Raw genomic sequence first — 18,413 nt, 5'->3', positions numbered from 1 at the left:
TCTTCAAAGGCTACCGTCCGCAGTTCTACTTCCGTACTACCGACGTGACCGGTACCATCGAACTGCCGGAAGGCGTAGAGATGGTAATGCCGGGCGACAACATCAAGATGGTTGTTACCCTGATTGCGCCGATCGCGATGGACGACGGCCTGCGTTTCGCTATCCGTGAAGGTGGCCGTACCGTAGGTGCTGGTGTTGTAGCTAAAGTTATCGCTTAATCTTTGGCTTACATAAATAAAGCAAAGCCCCTATAATAGGGGCTTTCTTATGCAGGGGCGTAGTTCGAATTGGTAGAACAGCGGTCTCCAAAACCGATGGTTGCGGGTTCGAGTCCTGCCGCCCCTGCCATATACCTCGTCTCGTACGGGGCTTTTGTGTCTTTGGTTACGTCAGATACAGGTGGGTTGTATGAGTGTTAGTTCTGAGAGCCAGGGCGGAAGCAAGGATACCCTGCTTTGGGGCCTGGTTTTCATTATCCTGGCGGCTGCTGTAGTGGGTAATTACCTGCTCAACGATGTTGTCGCTGCCGTCCGCGCCCTGGGTGTGGTCGTTGTCGTCGCTGCTGCTGGTGCAGTAGCCCTGCAAACCACCAAGGGAAAGGCTACGCTGGCATTCGCCCGTGAGTCTCGCCTGGAAGTCCGCAAGGTCGTATGGCCAACCCGTCAGGAAGCCATTCAGACAACCCTGATTGTGCTGGCGGTGACCGCCGTGATGGGGCTGCTGCTGTTCGTTCTGGACGGCGCCTTGGTCTGGTTGGTCAACCTGATTACCGGTGTGTAAGGATAAGCCATGACTGAACAACGTGAACAGCGTATGAGATGGTATGTCGTGCAGGCGTTTTCCGGCTACGAAGGCCGTGTTGCTAAATCCCTGCGTGAACATATCAAGATGCATGGCATGGAAGACATGTTCGGTGAAGTACTGGTCCCGACCGAAGAAGTGGTCGAGATGCGTGCAGGCCAGAAGCGCAAGAGTGAGCGCAAGTTTTTCCCGGGTTATGTCCTAGTCCAGATGATCATGGATGAAACCACATGGCACCTGGTACGCAACGTACCGCGTGTAATGGGCTTCATCGGCGGTACCTCCGACCGCCCGGCACCGATCTCCGACAAAGAGGCCGATGCCATCCTGAACCGTCTGCAGGATGCCCACGACAAGCCGCGTCCGAAAACCCTGTTTGAACCGGGTGAAATGGTGCGGGTTGCCGATGGTCCGTTTGCCGACTTCAACGGTACCGTTGAAGAGGTGGATTACGAGAAGAGCCGCGTGAAGGTCTCTGTACTGATCTTCGGTCGTTCTACTCCGGTTGAGCTGGATTTTGGTCAGGTCGAAAAGGGCTGATTGATTTCTGTTCACTCAACAGTTGTCAGGGGCAGCGAATATCTCTATAATTCGCTGCCCCTTTATTAGTTGGGGAGCCGTTTGCAGGAGCATGTCTCCGAGGCGCTAGAACCCATTTTTGAGGTAATTTCCTAATGGCTAAGAAAGTCACAGCTTATATCAAGCTGCAGGTTGCTGCTGGTGCAGCCAACCCGTCTCCTCCCGTTGGTCCTGCACTGGGTCAACACGGTGTGAACATCATGGAATTCTGTAAGGCGTTCAACGCTCGTACAGAGAAGCTGGAAAAAGGTTCACCGACTCCGGTCGTGATCACCGTTTACAGCGACCGTTCCTTCACCTTCGAAACCAAGACTCCGCCTGCTTCCTTCCTGCTGAAGAAAGCTGCTGGCATCAAGTCTGGTTCTTCCAAGCCGAACAAAGACAAGGTTGGTAAGGTGACCGTTGCCCAGCTGCAAGAAATCGCCAAGACCAAAGAGCCGGATATGACCGGTGCCGATCTGGATGCAAAAGTACGTTGCATCGCCGGCTCCGCTCGTTCCATGGGTCTGGTAGTGGAGGAGTAAGACAATGGCTAAACTGTCCAAACGTATGCGCGTTATTCGCGAAAAAGTTGACGGTACCAAAGAGTACTCCATCAACGAAGCCATTGCCCTGCTGAAAGAACTGGCTACCGCCAAGTTCGTTGAAAGCGTTGACGTTGCTGTCAACCTGGGTATCGACGCTCGTAAATCTGACCAGAACGTACGTGGTGCAACTGTACTGCCGCACGGTACCGGTCGTGACGTTCGCGTTGCCGTATTTACCCAAGGTGCCAACGCCGAAGCTGCTAAAGCTGCCGGTGCTGACCTGGTAGGTATGGATGACCTGGCCGATCTGGTCAAGAAAGGCGAGATGAACTTCGACGTAGTTATCGCATCCCCGGATGCCATGCGCGTTGTTGGTCAACTGGGTCAAATCCTGGGCCCGCGCGGTCTGATGCCGAACCCGAAAGTTGGTACTGTAACCCCGAACGTTGCCGAAGCCGTCAAGAACGCCAAGGCTGGTCAGGTTCGTTACCGTAACGACAAGAATGGTATCATCCATACCACTCTGGGTAAGGTTTCTTTCAACGAAGTTCAGCTGAAAGAAAACTTGGAAGCTCTGCTGGTTGCCCTGAAAAAAGGCAAGCCCTCTTCCGCCAAAGGTCAATTCATCAAGAAAGTCAGCATCTCCACCACCATGGGTGCCGGTGTTGCCGTAGACCAAGCTTCTCTGGAAGCTCAGGCCTAATTGATGGGTTTTACAAGGCGCAAAATTTAATCTATAATTTTGCGCCTTGATTGGTTGGGGGTTTCGACCTCCGTCCAAGACCGCAGGAGGCTGCAAAGCCTTAATGTTTCCTGCGTAGACGGTGCCGGAAACCCAGCGAGAAAGATTCTTTCTCTTCTGGAATCCTGCTACCGCATCGTTCCCCTCTGTTGTAAAGGTAGGGGGGATGTGTCAGTACTGGGTCATTTGACCCGGATTCAATCCAGGAGTTAAGCCAATGGCATTGGGACTCGAAGACAAAAAGGCAATTGTTGCTGAAGTCAACGAAGCTGCCAAAGGCGCTCTTTCTGCAGTTGTTGCCGATTCTCGCGGTGTAACTGTAGACAAGATGACCGTCCTGCGTAAAACCGCTCGTGAAGCCGGTGTGTACATGCGCGTTGTGCGTAACACCCTGCTGCGTCGCGCGGTAGAAGGTACCGAATACGAGTGCCTGAACGACGCATTTACCGGTCCTACCTTGATTGCTTTCTCTAACGAACACCCGGGCGCTGCTGCTCGTCTGTTCAAAGAGTTTGCCAAAGCGAACCAAAAGTTCGAAATCAAGGCTGGCGCTTTTAACGGTGAGTTTATCGCCGCAGCACAAATTGATCGTCTGGCCACGCTGCCGACTTACGAAGAAGCAATTGCGAAGTTGATGGCTACCATGAAGGAAGCCTCTGCTGGCAAGCTGGTTCGTACTATCGCTGCTGTTCGCGACCAGAAACAAGCTGCTGCTTGATTCTCGCCTATCTAGGCTGTTTGAGTTTATTCAACATCAGGAATTTTTGTCATGTCTATCACTAAAGACCAAATCATCGAAGCCGTTGCTTCCATGTCCGTAATGGAAGTTGTTGAGCTGATCGAAGCTATGGAAGAGAAGTTCGGTGTTTCTGCCGCTGCTGCCGTAATGGCTGGCCCGGCTGCTGCTGAAGCAGTAGAAGAGAAGACCGAGTTCGACGTAGTTCTGACTGCTGCCGGTGCTAACAAAGTTGCCGTTATCAAAGCCGTTCGTGGCGCTACCGGTCTGGGCCTGAAAGAAGCCAAAGATCTGGTAGAAGCTGCTCCGGCTAACCTGAAAGAAGCCGTCTCCAAAGACGAAGCTGAAGCTCTGAAGAAAGAGCTGGAAGCTGCCGGTGCTTCTGTTGAGATCAAATAATCTGCATTTATGTAGATTAGCCTGATAAAACAGGCTAGGGCTGGTGAATTTTTGTTCACCAGCCTTTTTGCGCTGTAGACTGAGAGCATTTCACACCGTTTACGACTCTCGGTGCACCAGCAATCCGGACTGTCTTCTTTCGTCCGGGCCAACACAAAACGGTGTTGAGACAGAGCTGTCCCGCGGGACAGAGTGGGTCACTTATCAGCGAGCTGAGGAACCCTATGGTTTACTCTTATACCGAAAAAAAACGCATTCGTAAGGACTTCGGTAAGCGAGACCAGGTACTGGACACGCCTTATCTGTTGTCCATTCAGCTGGACTCCTTCAAGCAGTTCATCGAGGCTGACCCGGAAGGTGAATATGGCCTAGAGGCCGCTTTCCGTAGCGTTTTCCCGATCACCAGTTACTCCGGTAGTGCTGAGCTTCAGTATGTCAGCTATCGCCTGGGTGAGCCGGTATTTGACGTAAAAGAATGCCAGATCCGTGGAGTGACCTACTCCGCGCCGCTGCGTGTCAAGCTTCGTATGGTTCTGTACGACCGTGAAGCAGCTGCCGGCACCGTCAAAGACATCAAGGAACAAGAAGTATACATGGGCGAAATTCCGCTCATGACCGAGAACGGCACCTTTGTTATCAATGGTACCGAGCGGGTTATCGTTTCCCAGCTGCACCGCAGCCCGGGCGTCTTCTTCGACCACGATAAAGGCAAAACACATTCATCCGGTAAGGTGCTGTATAACGCTCGCGTTATCCCCTACCGTGGCTCCTGGCTGGACTTCGAGTTCGATGCGAAAGACAACCTGTTTGTCCGTATCGACCGTCGTCGCAAACTGCCGGCATCCATCATTCTGCGCGCCCTGGACTTCACTTCCGAAGAGATCCTGGCCACCTTCTTCGAAACCATCGGTTTCGAGGTCAAAGATGGCAAGTTGATGATGGATCTGGTGCCGGAGCGCCTGCGTGGCGAAACTGCGACTTTCGACATCGTGGCCAATGGTGCCGTGGTTGTTGAAACCGGTCGTCGTGTGACTGCCCGCCACATCCGTCAGCTGGAAAAAGATGCCGTTACCCAGATTGAGGTACCGGTTGAGTACGTTGTTGGCAAAGTTGCTGCCAAGGACTACGCACATCCGCAAACTGGCGAACTGGTAGTGGCAGCCAACCAGGCTCTGAGTCTGGAAGCGATTGCCAACCTGTCCCAGGCCGGCTTCAAGCATTTCGAGGTTCTGTTCACCAACGAACTGGACCACGGTGCCTACATGTCCGAGACCCTGCGCGTCGATTCCAGCACCAACCGTCTGGAAGCGCTGGTAGAAATCTACCGCATGATGCGTCCGGGCGAGCCGCCGACACGTGAAGCAGCAGAGCAGCTGTTCGAAAACCTGTTCTTCTCTGCCGAACGTTACGACCTGTCTACCGTAGGTCGGATGAAGTTCAACCGCCGTCTGGGTCGTGAAGACGAGACTGGCGCTGGCGTACTGACCAAAGACGATATCGTCGATGTAATGAAGCGCCTGATCGACATCCGTAACGGTAACGACGAAGTGGACGATATCGACCACCTGGGTAACCGTCGTATCCGTTCTGTCGGTGAAATGGCTGAAAACCAGTTCCGCGTCGGTCTGGTGCGTGTCGAGCGTGCGGTCAAGGAGCGTCTCTCCCTGGGCGACCTGGACACCCTGATGCCGCAGGATCTGATCAACGCCAAGCCGATCTCCGCCGCAGTCAAAGAGTTCTTTGGTTCCAGCCAGCTGTCCCAGTTTATGGACCAGAACAACCCGCTGTCCGAAGTGACCCACAAGCGCCGTATTTCTGCGCTGGGCCCGGGTGGTTTGACTCGTGAGCGTGCCGGCTTTGAAGTCCGAGACGTACACCCGACCCACTATGGTCGTCTGTGCCCGATCGAGACTCCTGAAGGTCCGAACATCGGTCTGATCAACTCCCTGTCCGTGTACTCTCGTACCAACGAGTACGGTTTCCTCGAGACTCCGTACCGCAAGGTCATTGACGGTGTGATCACCGACGAAGTGGACTACCTGTCTGCTATTGAAGAAGGCAAGTACGTGATCGCACAGGCTAACGCCGCGACAACCGAAGATGGCCGTCTGAAAGATGAATTGATCCCGTGCCGTCACAAAGGTGAATCCACCTTTATGAACGCCGACCAGATCCAGTATATGGACGTGAGCCCGCAGCAGATCGTATCTGTGGCAGCGGCCCTGATCCCGTTCCTGGAACACGATGACGCGAACCGCGCATTGATGGGTTCAAACATGCAACGTCAGGCTGTACCGACCCTGCGCGCTGACAAGCCGCTGGTAGGTACCGGTATGGAACGCGCTGTGGCCGTTGACTCCGGTGTAACCGTAGTTGCCAAGCGTGGCGGCATGATCGACTACGTCGATGCCTCCCGTATCGTTATCAAGGTAAATGAAGATGAGCTGATGCCAGGCGAAGCCGGTATCGACATCTACAACCTGACCAAATACACCCGTTCCAACCAGAACACCTGTATCAACCAGCGTCCTTGCGTGATGTTGGGTGAGCCGGTCATGGCTGGCGACGTACTGGCTGACGGCCCGTCCACCGATCTGGGTGAACTGGCTCTGGGTCAGAACATGCGCGTCGCGTTCATGCCGTGGAACGGTTACAACTTCGAAGACTCGATCCTGGTGAACGAGCGTGTTGTTCAGGAAGATCGCCTGACCACCATCCATATCCAGGAACTGGCCTGTATCTCCCGTGACACCAAGCTGGGTCCGGAAGAGATCACTGCTGACATCCCGAACGTGGGTGAAGCCGCTCTGTCCAAGCTGGATGAGTCCGGTATCGTCTACGTGGGTGCCGAAGTGAAGGGCGGCGACATTCTGGTCGGTAAGGTAACGCCGAAAGGTGAAACCCAGCTGACTCCGGAAGAGAAGCTGCTGCGCGCCATCTTCGGTGAGAAGGCGTCCGACGTGAAGGACTCCTCCCTGCGTGTACCGAACGGTGTGTACGGTACCGTGGTTGACGTGCAAGTCTTTACCCGCGATGGCGTGGAAAAAGACAAGCGCGCCAAAGAAATCGAAGAGATGCAGCTGAAGGAAGCGAAGAAGGACTTGACCGAAGAGTTCAAGATCCTGGAAGACGGCATTTTCGGCCGCTCCCGCAACCTGCTGCTGGCCGCCGGTTACAGCGAAGATCGTCTGAACAAGCTGGAGCGTTCCAAGTGGTTTGAACTGGCCATCGAAGATGAAGCCAAGCAGACCGAACTGGAGCAGATCGCTGAGCAGCACGTTGAGCTGAAAGCCGAGTTCGACAAGAAGTTCGAGAACAAGCGTCGCAAGATTATCCAGGGTGATGATCTGGCGCCGGGCGTACTGAAAATCGTCAAGGTTTATCTGGCAGTCAAGCGTCGCATCCAGCCGGGTGACAAGATGGCGGGCCGTCACGGTAACAAGGGTGTTATCTCCAAGATCTGTCCGGTCGAGGATATGCCTCATGACGAGTTTGGCCGTCCGGTCGACATCGTACTGAACCCGTTGGGCGTACCGTCTCGTATGAACATCGGTCAGATCCTCGAAGTGCACCTGGGCCTCGCGGCCAAGGGTATCGGCGAGAAGATCGATCGCATGGTCAAAGAGCAGCGCGAGCTGCACGAGATGCGCAACTTCCTGCAGCAGGTCTACGACCTGGGCGAGAAGGACACCCAGCAAGTGAACATCGCCGAACTGTCTGACGACGACGTACGTACCCTGGTGGGTAACCTGCGTAAGGGTCTGCCGGTTGCTACTCCGGTCTTTGATGGTGCCAAAGAGCGCGAAATCAAAGCCCTGCTGAAGCTGGCCGATCTGCCGGAGTCCGGTCAGATTGATCTGTTCGACGGCCGTACCGGTAACCGCTTCGAGCGTAAAGTAACCGTTGGTTACATGTACATGCTCAAGCTGAACCACCTGGTCGACGACAAGATGCACGCGCGTTCTACCGGTTCTTACAGCTTGGTTACCCAGCAGCCGCTGGGTGGTAAGGCTCAGTTCGGTGGTCAGCGTTTCGGTGAGATGGAAGTGTGGGCCCTGGAGGCTTACGGTGCGGCATATACCCTGCAGGAGATGCTGACCGTCAAGTCTGACGATGTGAATGGCCGTACCAAGATGTACAAGAACATCGTGGATGGCGACCACCGTATGGAGCCGGGCATGCCCGAATCCTTCAACGTATTGCTGAAGGAAATCCGCTCTCTGGGTATCAACATCGAGCTGGACGAAGAGTAAGAGCTCGCTCTTATTGTTCGAGAATTGACGTGGGCGCCCCGCTGTTTCGGCAGTAGGGGCGCCGAGGTTAGACTCCTGACAGGGGAAACACGTGAAAGACTTACTCAAGTTTTTGAAGGCTCAGACCAAGACCGAAGAGTTTGACAGTATCAAGATCGGTCTGGCCTCTCCTGACATGATCCGCTCCTGGTCATTCGGTGAGGTCAAAAAGCCTGAGACCATCAACTACCGGACTTTCAAGCCGGAGCGTGATGGTCTGTTCTGCGCCCGTATCTTCGGACCGGTGAAGGACTACGAGTGTCTGTGCGGCAAGTACAAGCGCCTGAAACACCGTGGTGTGATCTGTGAGAAGTGCGGCGTTGAAGTGACCCAGACCAAGGTCCGTCGTGAGCGTATGGGCCACATCGAGCTGGCCAGCCCGACTGCCCACATCTGGTTCCTGAAGTCCCTGCCGTCCCGTATCGGTCTGCTGCTGGACATGACCCTGCGCGACATCGAACGCGTGCTCTACTTCGAATCTTTCGTAGTTATCGAGCCGGGCATGACCAACCTCGAACGCAGCCAGATGCTCTCTGAAGAGCAGTACCTGGATGCGCTGGAAGAGTGGGGCGACGAATTTGACGCCAAGATGGGTGCCGAAGCAATCCTGGCATTGCTGCGCGCCATCGATCTGGAAGGTGAAGTCAAAGCGATGCGTGAGGAGCTGGATCAGACCAACTCCGAGACCAAGCGCAAGAAGACCACCAAGCGCCTGAAGCTGATGGAAGCTTTCCTGCAGTCCGGCAACAAGCCGGAGTGGATGATCATGACAGTGCTGCCTGTGCTGCCGCCGGACCTGCGTCCGCTGGTACCGCTGGACGGCGGCCGTTTCGCGACTTCCGATCTGAACGATCTGTACCGTCGCGTGATCAACCGTAACAACCGCTTGAAGCGTCTGCTGGATCTGGCTGCTCCGGACATCATCGTGCGCAACGAAAAGCGTATGTTGCAAGAGTCCGTCGATGCGCTGCTGGATAACGGCCGTCGCGGTCGTGCCATCACCGGTTCCAACAAGCGCCCGCTGAAATCCCTGGCCGACATGATCAAGGGTAAGCAGGGTCGTTTCCGTCAGAACCTGCTCGGTAAGCGTGTCGACTACTCTGGTCGTTCCGTTATCACCGTAGGCCCGACTCTGCGTCTGCATCAGTGCGGTCTGCCGAAGAAGATGGCGCTGGAACTGTTCAAGCCGTTCATCTATGGCAAGCTGGAAACCCGCGGTCTGGCGACCACTATCAAGGCCGCCAAGAAGATGGTGGAGCGCGAAGAAGCTGTCGTTTGGGATATCCTGGACGAAGTTATCCGCGAACACCCGGTTCTGCTGAACCGTGCACCGACTCTGCACCGTCTGGGTATCCAGGCATTCGAACCGACTCTGGTCGAAGGCAAGGCAATCCAGCTGCACCCGCTCGTTTGTGCTGCGTATAACGCGGACTTCGACGGTGACCAGATGGCTGTTCACGTACCGCTGACCCTGGAAGCCCAGCTGGAAGCGCGTGCGCTGATGATGTCTACCAACAACATCCTGTCGCCTGCATCCGGTGAGCCGATCATCGTTCCTTCTCAGGACGTGGTCTTGGGTCTGTACTACATGACCCGCGCCCGCATCAATGCGAAGGGTGAAGGTATGGTGCTGTCCGGCCCGAAAGAGGCCGAGAAAGTGTACCGTGCCGGTCTGGCCGACCTGCATGCTCGCGTCAAGTGCCGCATCACCGAGTACGTGAAGAACGAAGCCGGTGAACTGGTTGCCAAGACCGAGATGAAGAACACCACCGTTGGTCGTGCGATCCTGAGCCTGATCCTGCCGAAAGGCATGGAATACGCCCTGATCGACGAGCCGAAGGTGCTGACTGCTGCCGAGCAGGCCGATCTGGACGCCAATCCGCAGAACTGGATCAAGTCCGTATCCAACAAGGCGCTGGGCAAAAAGCTCATCTCCCGTCTGCTGAACACCTGCTATCGCAAGCAGGGGCTGAAGGACACCGTTATCTTCGCTGACCAGCTGATGTATACCGGTTTCCACTACGCGGCGCTGTCCGGTGCTTCCGTTGGTATCGATGACATGGTCATCCCGGATGCCAAGAAAGACATCATCGCTTCTGCCGAAGCCGAAGTTGCCGAGATCCAGGACCAGTTCCTGTCCGGTCTGGTAACTGCGGGCGAACGTTACAACAAGGTTATCGATATCTGGGCCAGCGCCAACGAGCGCGTCTCCAAGGCCATGATGGAGAACTTGTCCAAAGAGCGTAACGTCAACTCGCTGGGTGATGAAGAAGAGCAGGCATCGTTCAACAGCATCTTTATGATGGCCGACTCTGGTGCGCGGGGTTCCGCAGCCCAGATCCGTCAGCTGGCCGGTATGCGTGGCCTGATGGCCAAGCCGGATGGCTCCATCATCGAGACCCCGATCATCGCGAACTTCCGCGAAGGTCTGAACGTACTGCAGTACTTTATCTCTACCCACGGTGCTCGTAAGGGTCTGGCGGATACCGCACTGAAGACTGCGAACTCCGGTTACCTGACTCGTCGTCTGGTAGACGTGGCGCAGGACATGGTGATCACCGAGGACGATTGCGGCACTACCGAAGGTCTGTGGATGACTCCGCTGATCGAAGGTGGCGACGTGGTCGAGCCGCTGCGTGAGCGCGTGCTGGGTCGTGTGGTGGCAGAAGATGTCATCAAGCCGGGTACCGAGGACGAGATCCTGGTTGCTCGCAACACCCTGCTCGACGAGCAGCTGTGTGACCTGCTGGAACGCAACTCCGTTGACCGTGTGAAGGTACGTTCTGCCATCACCTGTGAAACTGACTTCGGTAACTGTGCTCACTGCTACGGCCGTGACCTGGCCCGTGGTCACCTGGTGAACAAGGGTGAGGCTGTCGGTGTTATCGCCGCCCAGTCCATCGGTGAACCGGGTACCCAGCTGACAATGCGTACGTTCCACATCGGTGGTGCCGCATCTCGTGCCGCAGCAGAGAGCAGCATCCAGGTGAAGAACACCGGTAGCATCAAGCTGCAGAACGCCAAGTTCGTTCACAACAGCGATGACAAACTGGTTATCACCTCCCGTTCTACCGAACTGACCATCATGGACGACATGGGCCGTACCAAGGAAAGCCACAAGCTGCCTTACGGTTCCGTGCTGGAAGTGAAGGACGGCCAGGCAGTGAACGCTGGCGAAACCGTTGCTAACTGGGATCCGCACACTCACCCGATCATCACCGAAGTGGCAGGTCGTCTGCACTTCGAACACATGATCGATGGCGTGACCATCACTCGTCAGACCGACGAGCTGACCGGTCTCTCCTCTATCGTCGTGCTGGACGTCAACGAGCGTCCGAGCGCCGGTAAAGAGATGCGTCCGACCGTTAAACTGGTCGACCTGAACGGTAACGACGTGATGATCCCGGGTACCGATGTAGCCGCCCAGTACTTCCTGCCGGGCAAGGCGATCGTGAACCTGGAAGATGGTGCCAACGTGGGCGTGGGTGACGCGGTAGCGCGTATCCCGCAAGAGTCCGGCGGTACCAAGGACATCACCGGTGGTCTGCCGCGCGTTGCGGATCTGTTCGAAGCACGTCAACCGAAAGAACCGGCTATTCTGGCCGAGATCTCCGGTACCATCTCCTTCGGGAAAGAGACCAAAGGCAAGCGCCGTCTGGTCATCACCCCGACCGATGGTGGCAACGTCTACGAGGAGATGATTCCGAAGTGGCGTAACCTGAACGTGTTCGAAGGTGAAAAAGTTGAGAAGGGTGAAGTGCTGGCGGACGGTCCTGAGTCTGCTCACGATATCCTGCGTCTGCGCGGTATCAGCCCGGTCGCCAACTACATCGCCAACGAAGTGCAGGACGTTTACCGTCTGCAAGGCGTTAAGATCAACGATAAGCACATCGAAGTCATCGTTCGTCAGATGCTGCGTAAGTGCGAGATCCTGACTGCTGGCGACACCGATCTGATCGAAGGCGAACAGGTTGAAGTGGCTCGCGTGAAGATTGCCAACCGTAAGCTGGTTGCCGAGGGCAAGACCCCTGCGACCTACCGTCATGTTCTGATGGGTATTACCAAGGCATCTCTGAGCACCGAGTCCTTCATCTCCGCGGCTTCCTTCCAGGAAACTACTCGCGTTCTGACCGAAGCCGCCGTTGGTGGCAAGCGTGACGAACTGCGTGGCCTGAAAGAGAACGTCATCGTGGGTCGTCTGATCCCGGCTGGTACCGGCTTTGCCTACCACCACAGCCGGATCAACCAGCGTGCTGCTGCAGCTCGTGCTGTTGGCACCCCGCAGGTGACCGCAGATGAAGCTGAGCAGAACCTGGCGGATCTGCTGAACGCTGCCGGTAGCTTCGACGAAGAGTAACTCGTCAACCGTGATTAAAAAGGGCTCCTTCAAGGAGCCCTTTTTGTTGGCCATTTGATCGGCAAAGGCTGACGCCACGCGGGTTTCAGGATGATCCAGAGCAAAGTTGTAGAGTAAAAAATCAAAAAAAGTTGACTTTGCTCTCCTGCGATTTGACACTCGGCAAAGTTGAATGGTTATTACAGGGGTAGAACATGACTGTCGGTATCGAGGAAGCCATGCTTCCCGAAGAACAGCTGATCAGCCGCACTTTTACAGATGAAGACAGGGAATTGTTGCGCTCATACGATGGGCTCATCGACGGCTTGGCCGAATTGTTCGGCAAGCATTGTGAAGTGGTGCTCCACTCCCTGGAAAATCTGCACGAGTCGGTGATCAAGATCGCCAACGGCTTTAACACCGGACGCACCCTCGGGGCGCCCATCACCGATCTGGCACTGCGGATGCTCAAGGACATCGAGAGCACCGGCCAGGATTACACCCAGAGCTATTTTGCTCGCAGCCGCACCGGCGCCCTGATGAAGTCGAGCACCATCGCCATCAGGAACAGTGAACGCCAGGTGATCGGTCTTATCTGCATCAACCTGCATATCAATGCACCTTTCCACGAGTTCGTGGCCGAATTTTTCCCGACGCCCCAGCAGGCGGCGCGCCAGTCACCAGAGACCTTTGCCAACAGTGTCGAAGAGCTTGTTGCCCAGACCGTGGACAACACCATCGACGAGATCAACCGCGATCCCACTGTGGCCAACAATGCCAAAAACCGCTTCATCGTCACCCAATTGTTCGAGAAGGGTATTTTTGACATCAAGGACTCCATCAACATGGTGGCGGACAAACTCAATATTTCGAAACATACCGTTTATCTCTACATCCGACAGCGCAAGCAGGGTGAAGACGAAAACGAGTAACTCAATTCCATAAGGGGATAGATGAATGGCTAAAGAAGTGATTGCAACCGACAAGGCGCCTGCCGCCATTGGTCCTTATGTTCAGGCGACCAAGGTAGGCGAGATGATCTTCACCTCCGGGCAGATCCCGCTTGATCCTGCCACCATGGAGATCGTTGCCGGTGGCATCGAAGCTCAGGCCGAGCAGGTAATGAAGAACCTGATCGCCGTATTGCAGGCTGCCGGTGCCGATGCTGGCAAGGTAGTGAAAACCACCTGCTTCCTGAGTGATATGAACGACTTCGTAGCCTTCAATCAGGTCTATGCCCGTTACTTTGGTGATGCCGCACCGGCTCGCTCCTGCGTGGAAGTTGCCCGTCTGCCCAAAGATGTGCTGGTCGAGGTCGAGGCCATCGCCCATCTCTGATCGGCAACTGCTAAAAAGCCCCTCATGGCAGGGGCTTTTTTGTTTTTGGCGTAAAATGGACAGGCATCAGCACAGGAGCCTTGTTATGAGTCTGAGTTTTGCCCTGCTGGTGACCGGGCCTGCCTATGGCACCCAGTCCGCCAGCACCGCCTATCGCTTTGCCCGCAGCCTGTTGGCTCAGGGTCATACCCTCTCTCACCTCTTCTTCTATCAGGAGGGGGTCTGCAACGGCAACGGTCTGCATCTTCCCGCCTCCGATGAGACCGACCTGGTGCGCCTGTGGCGAGAGCTGGCAGAGGAGCAGGGGATCCGTATCGATGTCTGTGTTGCGGCCGCCATGCGACGCGGGGTGGTCGATGAGCAGGAGGCCAAAGGGGCAGGGCAGGCCCACTTTAATCTGCAAGCGCCATTTTGCCTGAGCGGGCTTGGCCAGCTGGCCGAAGCTGCCCTGACCGCCGATCGGCTGGTTCAGTTTTAGGGGGAGTCATGAGCAAGAAAATCGCCTTTATCTGCAGTCGTGGTCCCCATGGCCATGCCGCTGGTCGGGAAGGACTGGACGCCCTGCTGGCCACCTCGGCCATGACCGATGAGCTGGCCCTCTTCCTGATTGGGGATGGCGTGCTGCAACTGCTCAAGGAGCAGCAGCCTGCTGCCATTTTGCAGCGCCACTATGCGCCAACCTTCAAGATGCTCGAGCTCTATGACATCGAGGAGGTGTACGTCTGTGCCGACTCGCTGGCCGAGCGCGGTGTGACGGTCGAGGATCTGCTGATCCCGGTCGAAATCCTGTCGCGGGCCGAGATGGCCAGCCGGTGGTCACAGTGCGCGACACACATCAGCTTCTGAGGTCCCCATGTTGCATCTGATCTTGAATTCCCCTTTCCAGAGCCAGGCACTGGCTCAGGCGCTCTCATACCTGCAATCTGGCGATGAACTGGTGCTGATGCAGGATGCCGTCATTGCGGCCTGTGCGCCCCAGTGGGGCGAACAGCTGGCCGGGATCCCGCTACACGTCATGACCGAGGATCTGCAGGCGCGTGGTTTGCGTCATCAAGTGGGCGATTTGCTGGATATGGCCGGTCTGGTCGAGCTGATTGCACAAAAAGGCTCCCCCAGAACCTGGGCTGGCTGATTGCCATATTTTTACGTTAATTCAACGAATTATGGAAAATCCATGCGGATCCGATTTGCCCTTCCATGTCACAAACTGTATAAATCTTGACTCCCCAGACAACAGGGCATAAAATTTCGCGTCCCCGTATATGCGGGGAGGATTTTCCACACGTTTATGAAGTCATTATCAGGAGCCTTTTGATGGCAACTATTAACCAGTTGGTTCGCAAGCCACGCATCAAGCTCGTTGTGAAAAGCAACGTGCCGGCGCTGGAAGCGTGCCCTCAGAAGCGTGGCGTATGCACTCGTGTATATACCACCACCCCGAAGAAGCCTAACTCTGCACTGCGTAAAGTGTGCCGTGTACGTCTGACCAACGGCTTCGAAGTCACCTCCTACATCGGTGGTGAAGGTCACAACCTGCAAGAGCACTCTGTTGTTCTGATCCGTGGCGGTCGTGTAAAAGACTTGCCAGGTGTTCGTTATCACACCGTTCGTGGTGCGTTGGACTGTGCCGGTGTTAAAGACCGTAAGCAGGCTCGCTCCAAGTATGGCGTGAAGCGTCCTAAAGCTTAATGGTTCTCCGTTAAGTAAGGCCAAACGTTAATTCGTTTCTAGTTAGATAGCTTTCTAGTTTTGGGTAATCCCTGAAGTTACGGAGAATTTGAAATGCCAAGACGTCGTGTTGTTGGTCAGCGTAAAATCCTGCCAGATCCCAAGTTCGGATCAGAGCTGCTGGCTAAATTTGTCAACGTAGTAATGGTTGACGGTAAGAAATCTGTTGCAGAAGCCATTGTTTATGGCGCCCTGGACATCATTGCCACCAAATCTGGCAAAGAGCACCTGGCCGTATTCGAAGAAGCTCTGGATAACATTCGTCCGGCGGTCGAGGTTAAATCTCGTCGCGTCGGTGGTGCAACCTATCAGGTGCCGGTAGAAGTTCGTCCGGTACGTCGCAATGCTCTGGCAATGCGCTGGTTGGTTGATGCCGCTCGTAAACGTGGTGAAAAATCAATGGCTCAGCGTCTGGCTGGCGAGCTGCTGGATGCCGCTGACAATAAGGGTTCGTCTGTCAAGAAACGTGAAGACGTTCACCGTATGGCTGAAGCGAACAAAGCCTTCGCTCACTTCCGCTGGTAATCCGCTTGCGCAGGGTCTTTTGGCTCTGCGCACCTTTAATTATCTAGGGACAAGCGCCTTAGTAAGAGGATGACAATGGCTCGTACAACCCCCATTGAGCGTTATCGTAATATCGGTATCTCCGCTCACATTGACGCCGGTAAGACTACTACTACCGAGCGCGTACTGTTTTACACCGGTGTAAGTCACAAGATCGGTGAAGTTCACGATGGCGCTGCCACCATGGACTGGATGGAACAGGAACAAGAGCGTGGTATCACCATCACCTCCGCCGCGACCACCGCTTTCTGGTCCGGTATGGGTAAACAGTTCCAACCGCACCGTATCAACATCATCGATACCCCCGGCCACGTTGACTTTACTATCGAAGTAGAGCGTTCAATGCGTGTTCTGGACGGTGCCGTGATGGTGTACTGTGCCGTAGGTGGCGTACAGCCACAGTCTGAAACCGTATGGCGTCAGGCTAACAAGTACAAGGTTCCCCGTATCGCGTTCGTCAACAAGATGGACCGTACCGGTGCCAACTTCCTGCGTTGCGTTGAGCACATCAAGACCCGTCTGAAAGGCGTTCCGGTTCCCCTTCAGCTGAACATCGGCTCTGAAGAGAACTTCAAGGGCGTTGTTGACCTGGTCAAGATGAAAGCCATCAACTGGAATGAAGCTGATCAGGGCGTATCCTTCGATTACGAAGACGTCCCGGCCGAGCTGCTGGAACAGGCGCAAGAAATGCGCATGAATCTGGTTGAAGCCGCTGCTGAAGCGTCTGAAGACCTGATGGAAAAATACCTGGGCGGCGAAGAGCTGACCGAGGAAGAGATCAAAGGTGCTCTGCGTCAGCGTGTGCTGAACAACGAGATCATCCTGGTAACCTGTGGCTCCGCATTCAAGAACAAGGGCGTACAGGCAATGCTGGATGCCGTGATCGAGTATCTGCCGGCGCCGACCGACGTTGCTGCTATCGACGGCCTGAAAATGGACGGCGAGACCAAAGACGAGCGTCACGCTTCCGATGACGAGCCGTTCTCAGCTCTGGCGTTCAAGATCGCTACCGACCCGTTCGTTGGTAACCTGACCTTCTTCCGTGTCTACTCTGGCGTAATCAACTCCGGTGACACCGTGCTGAACTCCGTCAAGGACAAGCGCGAGCGTTTTGGTCGTATCGTTCAGATGCATGCCAACAAGCGTGAAGAGATCAAAGAAGTACGCGCTGGTGACATCGCTGCTGCTATCGGTCTGAAAGACGTGACCACTGGTGACACCCTGTGTGACCCGAACGCACCGATCATCCTCGAGCGTATGGAATTCCCGGAGCCGGTAATTTCTATCGCGGTTGAGCCGAAAACCAAGGCTGACCAAGAGAAGATGGGTCTGGCTCTGGGCCGTCTGGCTCAGGAAGATCCGTCCTTCCGCGTATGGACTGACGAAGAGTCAGGTCAAACCATCATCGCCGGTATGGGTGAGCTGCACCTGGACATCATCGTTGACCGTATGCGTCGCGAGTTCAAGGTAGAAGCGAACGTAGGTAAGCCGCAGGTTGCCTACCGTGAAACCATCCGTACCGCCGTTAAAGACATCGAAGGCAAACATGCCAAGCAGTCTGGTGGTCGCGGTCAGTACGGTCACGTTGTGATCGACATGTACCCGCTGGAAGAAGGCAAAGCCTACGAATTCGTCAACGACATCAAGGGCGGTGTCATTCCTGGCGAATTCATCCCGGGTGTTGATAAAGGTATCCGCGAGCAGCTCAAATCTGGCCCGCTGGCTGGTTACCCGGTTATGGATCTGGGTGTGCGTCTGCACTTCGGTTCCTACCACGATGTCGACTCTTCCGAACTGGCGTTCAAAATCGCTGCTTCCATGGCCTTTAAGGCTGGCTTCATGAAAGCCAACCCGGTTCTGCTCGAACCGATCATGAAAGTAGAAGTTGAAACTCCGGAAGATTACATGGGCGACGTTATCGGTGACCTGAACCGTCGTCGTGGCCTGATCGAAGGTATGGAAGATGGCCCGTCCGGCAAGATCGTACGTGCTCTGGTGCCGCTGGCCGAAATGTTCGGTTATGCAACTGCACTGCGTTCCGCTACCCAAGGTCGTGCTTCCTACGCCATGGAATTCGCCAAGTATCACGATGCACCGACCAACGTTGCACAAGCCGTGATCGAAGAGCGCAAATCCAAGTAATTTAAGATTCCCCGCCTACGACGGTAGGCGGGTTTAACCTAGAAGGACTACGTCGTGTCTAAAGAAAAATTTGAGCGTAATAAACCGCACGTAAACGTCGGCACCATCGGCCACGTTGACCACGGTAAAACCACCCTGACTGCAGCTATCACCAACGTGCTGGCCAAGCACTTCGGTGGTAAAGCTTTCGCCTTCGACCAGATCGACAAGGCACCGGAAGAGCGTGAGC

At 55.3% G+C, this 18,413-nt stretch carries 17 protein-coding genes, 1 tRNA gene and 1 pseudogene; all 19 read left to right on the top strand.

The features are described 5' to 3' along the window. Positions 1 to 218, top strand: a pseudogene (gene tuf / locus AAHA41_RS22450) (elongation factor Tu); the annotation flags it as partial. A gap of 53 nt (positions 219 to 271) precedes the next feature. After that, a tRNA-Trp gene (locus AAHA41_RS22445) sits at positions 272 to 348 on the top strand. Positions 349 to 408: 60 nt separating this feature from the next. After that, entirely contained in the window at positions 409 to 780 is a 372-nt protein-coding gene (secE, locus tag AAHA41_RS22440; RefSeq protein WP_033114962.1) for a preprotein translocase subunit SecE, read from the top strand. A gap of 9 nt (positions 781 to 789) precedes the next feature. Further along, the gene (gene nusG / locus AAHA41_RS22435) at positions 790 to 1,341 is read left to right on the top strand and encodes a transcription termination/antitermination protein NusG (protein WP_005306318.1); all 552 of its coding nucleotides are present in this window, start codon (positions 790 to 792) and stop codon (positions 1,339 to 1,341) included. Positions 1,342 to 1,475: 134 nt separating this feature from the next. Beyond that, complete coding sequence (gene rplK, locus AAHA41_RS22430; RefSeq protein ID WP_033114963.1) at positions 1,476 to 1,904, top strand: 50S ribosomal protein L11; 429 nt, start codon at positions 1,476 to 1,478, stop codon at positions 1,902 to 1,904. 4 nt (positions 1,905 to 1,908) lie between these two features. After that, positions 1,909 to 2,610 carry a 50S ribosomal protein L1 gene (rplA, locus tag AAHA41_RS22425; protein WP_005339888.1) on the top strand — a complete coding sequence of 234 codons (702 nt, stop codon included), beginning with the start codon at positions 1,909 to 1,911 and terminating at the stop codon, positions 2,608 to 2,610. Between the two features lie 256 nt (positions 2,611 to 2,866). After that, on the top strand, positions 2,867 to 3,367 hold the full coding sequence (gene rplJ / locus AAHA41_RS22420) for a 50S ribosomal protein L10 (protein WP_005339895.1): 501 nt from the start codon (positions 2,867 to 2,869) through the stop codon (positions 3,365 to 3,367). A gap of 51 nt (positions 3,368 to 3,418) precedes the next feature. Further along, positions 3,419 to 3,784 carry a 50S ribosomal protein L7/L12 gene (gene rplL, locus AAHA41_RS22415; RefSeq protein ID WP_011707702.1) on the top strand — a complete coding sequence of 122 codons (366 nt, stop codon included), beginning with the start codon at positions 3,419 to 3,421 and terminating at the stop codon, positions 3,782 to 3,784. A gap of 224 nt (positions 3,785 to 4,008) precedes the next feature. Next, positions 4,009 to 8,037 (top strand): DNA-directed RNA polymerase subunit beta, encoded by a 4,029-nt coding sequence (gene rpoB, locus AAHA41_RS22410; protein WP_005341838.1) that lies wholly within the window; start codon positions 4,009 to 4,011, stop codon positions 8,035 to 8,037. Between the two features lie 91 nt (positions 8,038 to 8,128). After that, complete coding sequence (rpoC, locus tag AAHA41_RS22405; protein ID WP_041210877.1) at positions 8,129 to 12,433, top strand: DNA-directed RNA polymerase subunit beta'; 4,305 nt, start codon at positions 8,129 to 8,131, stop codon at positions 12,431 to 12,433. 194 nt (positions 12,434 to 12,627) lie between these two features. Next, a complete protein-coding gene (locus AAHA41_RS22400) occupies positions 12,628 to 13,344 on the top strand; it encodes a transcriptional regulator (protein WP_033114965.1) in 717 nt (238 codons plus the stop codon). Positions 13,345 to 13,369: 25 nt separating this feature from the next. Then, positions 13,370 to 13,750, top strand: coding sequence for a RidA family protein (locus AAHA41_RS22395; protein WP_033114966.1), 381 nt, complete (start codon positions 13,370 to 13,372; stop codon positions 13,748 to 13,750). 85 nt (positions 13,751 to 13,835) lie between these two features. Then, positions 13,836 to 14,228 carry a sulfurtransferase complex subunit TusD gene (gene tusD, locus AAHA41_RS22390; RefSeq protein WP_182926998.1) on the top strand — a complete coding sequence of 131 codons (393 nt, stop codon included), beginning with the start codon at positions 13,836 to 13,838 and terminating at the stop codon, positions 14,226 to 14,228. Between the two features lie 8 nt (positions 14,229 to 14,236). Beyond that, positions 14,237 to 14,596, top strand: coding sequence for a sulfurtransferase complex subunit TusC (gene tusC / locus AAHA41_RS22385; protein WP_323071201.1), 360 nt, complete (start codon positions 14,237 to 14,239; stop codon positions 14,594 to 14,596). Positions 14,597 to 14,603: 7 nt separating this feature from the next. After that, positions 14,604 to 14,882 (top strand): sulfurtransferase complex subunit TusB, encoded by a 279-nt coding sequence (tusB, locus tag AAHA41_RS22380; RefSeq protein WP_323071200.1) that lies wholly within the window; start codon positions 14,604 to 14,606, stop codon positions 14,880 to 14,882. A gap of 182 nt (positions 14,883 to 15,064) precedes the next feature. Continuing rightward, positions 15,065 to 15,439 (top strand): 30S ribosomal protein S12, encoded by a 375-nt coding sequence (rpsL, locus tag AAHA41_RS22375; RefSeq protein WP_005306278.1) that lies wholly within the window; start codon positions 15,065 to 15,067, stop codon positions 15,437 to 15,439. Between the two features lie 93 nt (positions 15,440 to 15,532). Next, a complete protein-coding gene (gene rpsG, locus AAHA41_RS22370; protein WP_005339911.1) occupies positions 15,533 to 16,003 on the top strand; it encodes a 30S ribosomal protein S7 in 471 nt (156 codons plus the stop codon). A gap of 75 nt (positions 16,004 to 16,078) precedes the next feature. After that, complete coding sequence (gene fusA / locus AAHA41_RS22365) at positions 16,079 to 18,184, top strand: elongation factor G (RefSeq protein WP_042032003.1); 2,106 nt, start codon at positions 16,079 to 16,081, stop codon at positions 18,182 to 18,184. 54 nt (positions 18,185 to 18,238) lie between these two features. Continuing rightward, positions 18,239 to 18,413: GTP-binding protein (locus AAHA41_RS22360; protein WP_234839612.1), on the top strand; the 175-nt coding region annotated here is incomplete at its 3' end.

It is taken from the genome of Aeromonas sp. SER (assembly GCF_038739615.1).
Lineage (GTDB): Bacteria > Pseudomonadota > Gammaproteobacteria > Enterobacterales > Aeromonadaceae > Aeromonas > Aeromonas jandaei.
The sequence above is the reverse complement of the archived record's forward strand: the minus strand, read 5'-3'. Positions and strand labels throughout refer to the sequence as shown.

Bases quoted from the DNA above. Each gene is read 5' to 3' on its own strand.
- secE (WP_033114962.1), top strand. From the start codon at position 409: ATGAGTGTTAGTTCTGAGAGCCAGGGCGGAAGCAAGGATACCCTGCTT.
- nusG (WP_005306318.1), top strand. From the start codon at position 790: ATGACTGAACAACGTGAACAGCGTATGAGATGGTATGTCGTGCAGGCG.
- rplK (WP_033114963.1), top strand. From the start codon at position 1,476: ATGGCTAAGAAAGTCACAGCTTATATCAAGCTGCAGGTTGCTGCTGGT.
- rplA (WP_005339888.1), top strand. From the start codon at position 1,909: ATGGCTAAACTGTCCAAACGTATGCGCGTTATTCGCGAAAAAGTTGAC.
- rplJ (WP_005339895.1), top strand. From the start codon at position 2,867: ATGGCATTGGGACTCGAAGACAAAAAGGCAATTGTTGCTGAAGTCAAC.
- rplL (WP_011707702.1), top strand. From the start codon at position 3,419: ATGTCTATCACTAAAGACCAAATCATCGAAGCCGTTGCTTCCATGTCC.
- rpoB (WP_005341838.1), top strand. From the start codon at position 4,009: ATGGTTTACTCTTATACCGAAAAAAAACGCATTCGTAAGGACTTCGGT.
- AAHA41_RS22400 (WP_033114965.1), top strand. From the start codon at position 12,628: ATGACTGTCGGTATCGAGGAAGCCATGCTTCCCGAAGAACAGCTGATC.
- AAHA41_RS22395 (WP_033114966.1), top strand. From the start codon at position 13,370: ATGGCTAAAGAAGTGATTGCAACCGACAAGGCGCCTGCCGCCATTGGT.
- tusD (WP_182926998.1), top strand. From the start codon at position 13,836: ATGAGTCTGAGTTTTGCCCTGCTGGTGACCGGGCCTGCCTATGGCACC.
- tusC (WP_323071201.1), top strand. From the start codon at position 14,237: ATGAGCAAGAAAATCGCCTTTATCTGCAGTCGTGGTCCCCATGGCCAT.
- tusB (WP_323071200.1), top strand. From the start codon at position 14,604: ATGTTGCATCTGATCTTGAATTCCCCTTTCCAGAGCCAGGCACTGGCT.
- rpsL (WP_005306278.1), top strand. From the start codon at position 15,065: ATGGCAACTATTAACCAGTTGGTTCGCAAGCCACGCATCAAGCTCGTT.
- rpsG (WP_005339911.1), top strand. From the start codon at position 15,533: ATGCCAAGACGTCGTGTTGTTGGTCAGCGTAAAATCCTGCCAGATCCC.
- fusA (WP_042032003.1), top strand. From the start codon at position 16,079: ATGGCTCGTACAACCCCCATTGAGCGTTATCGTAATATCGGTATCTCC.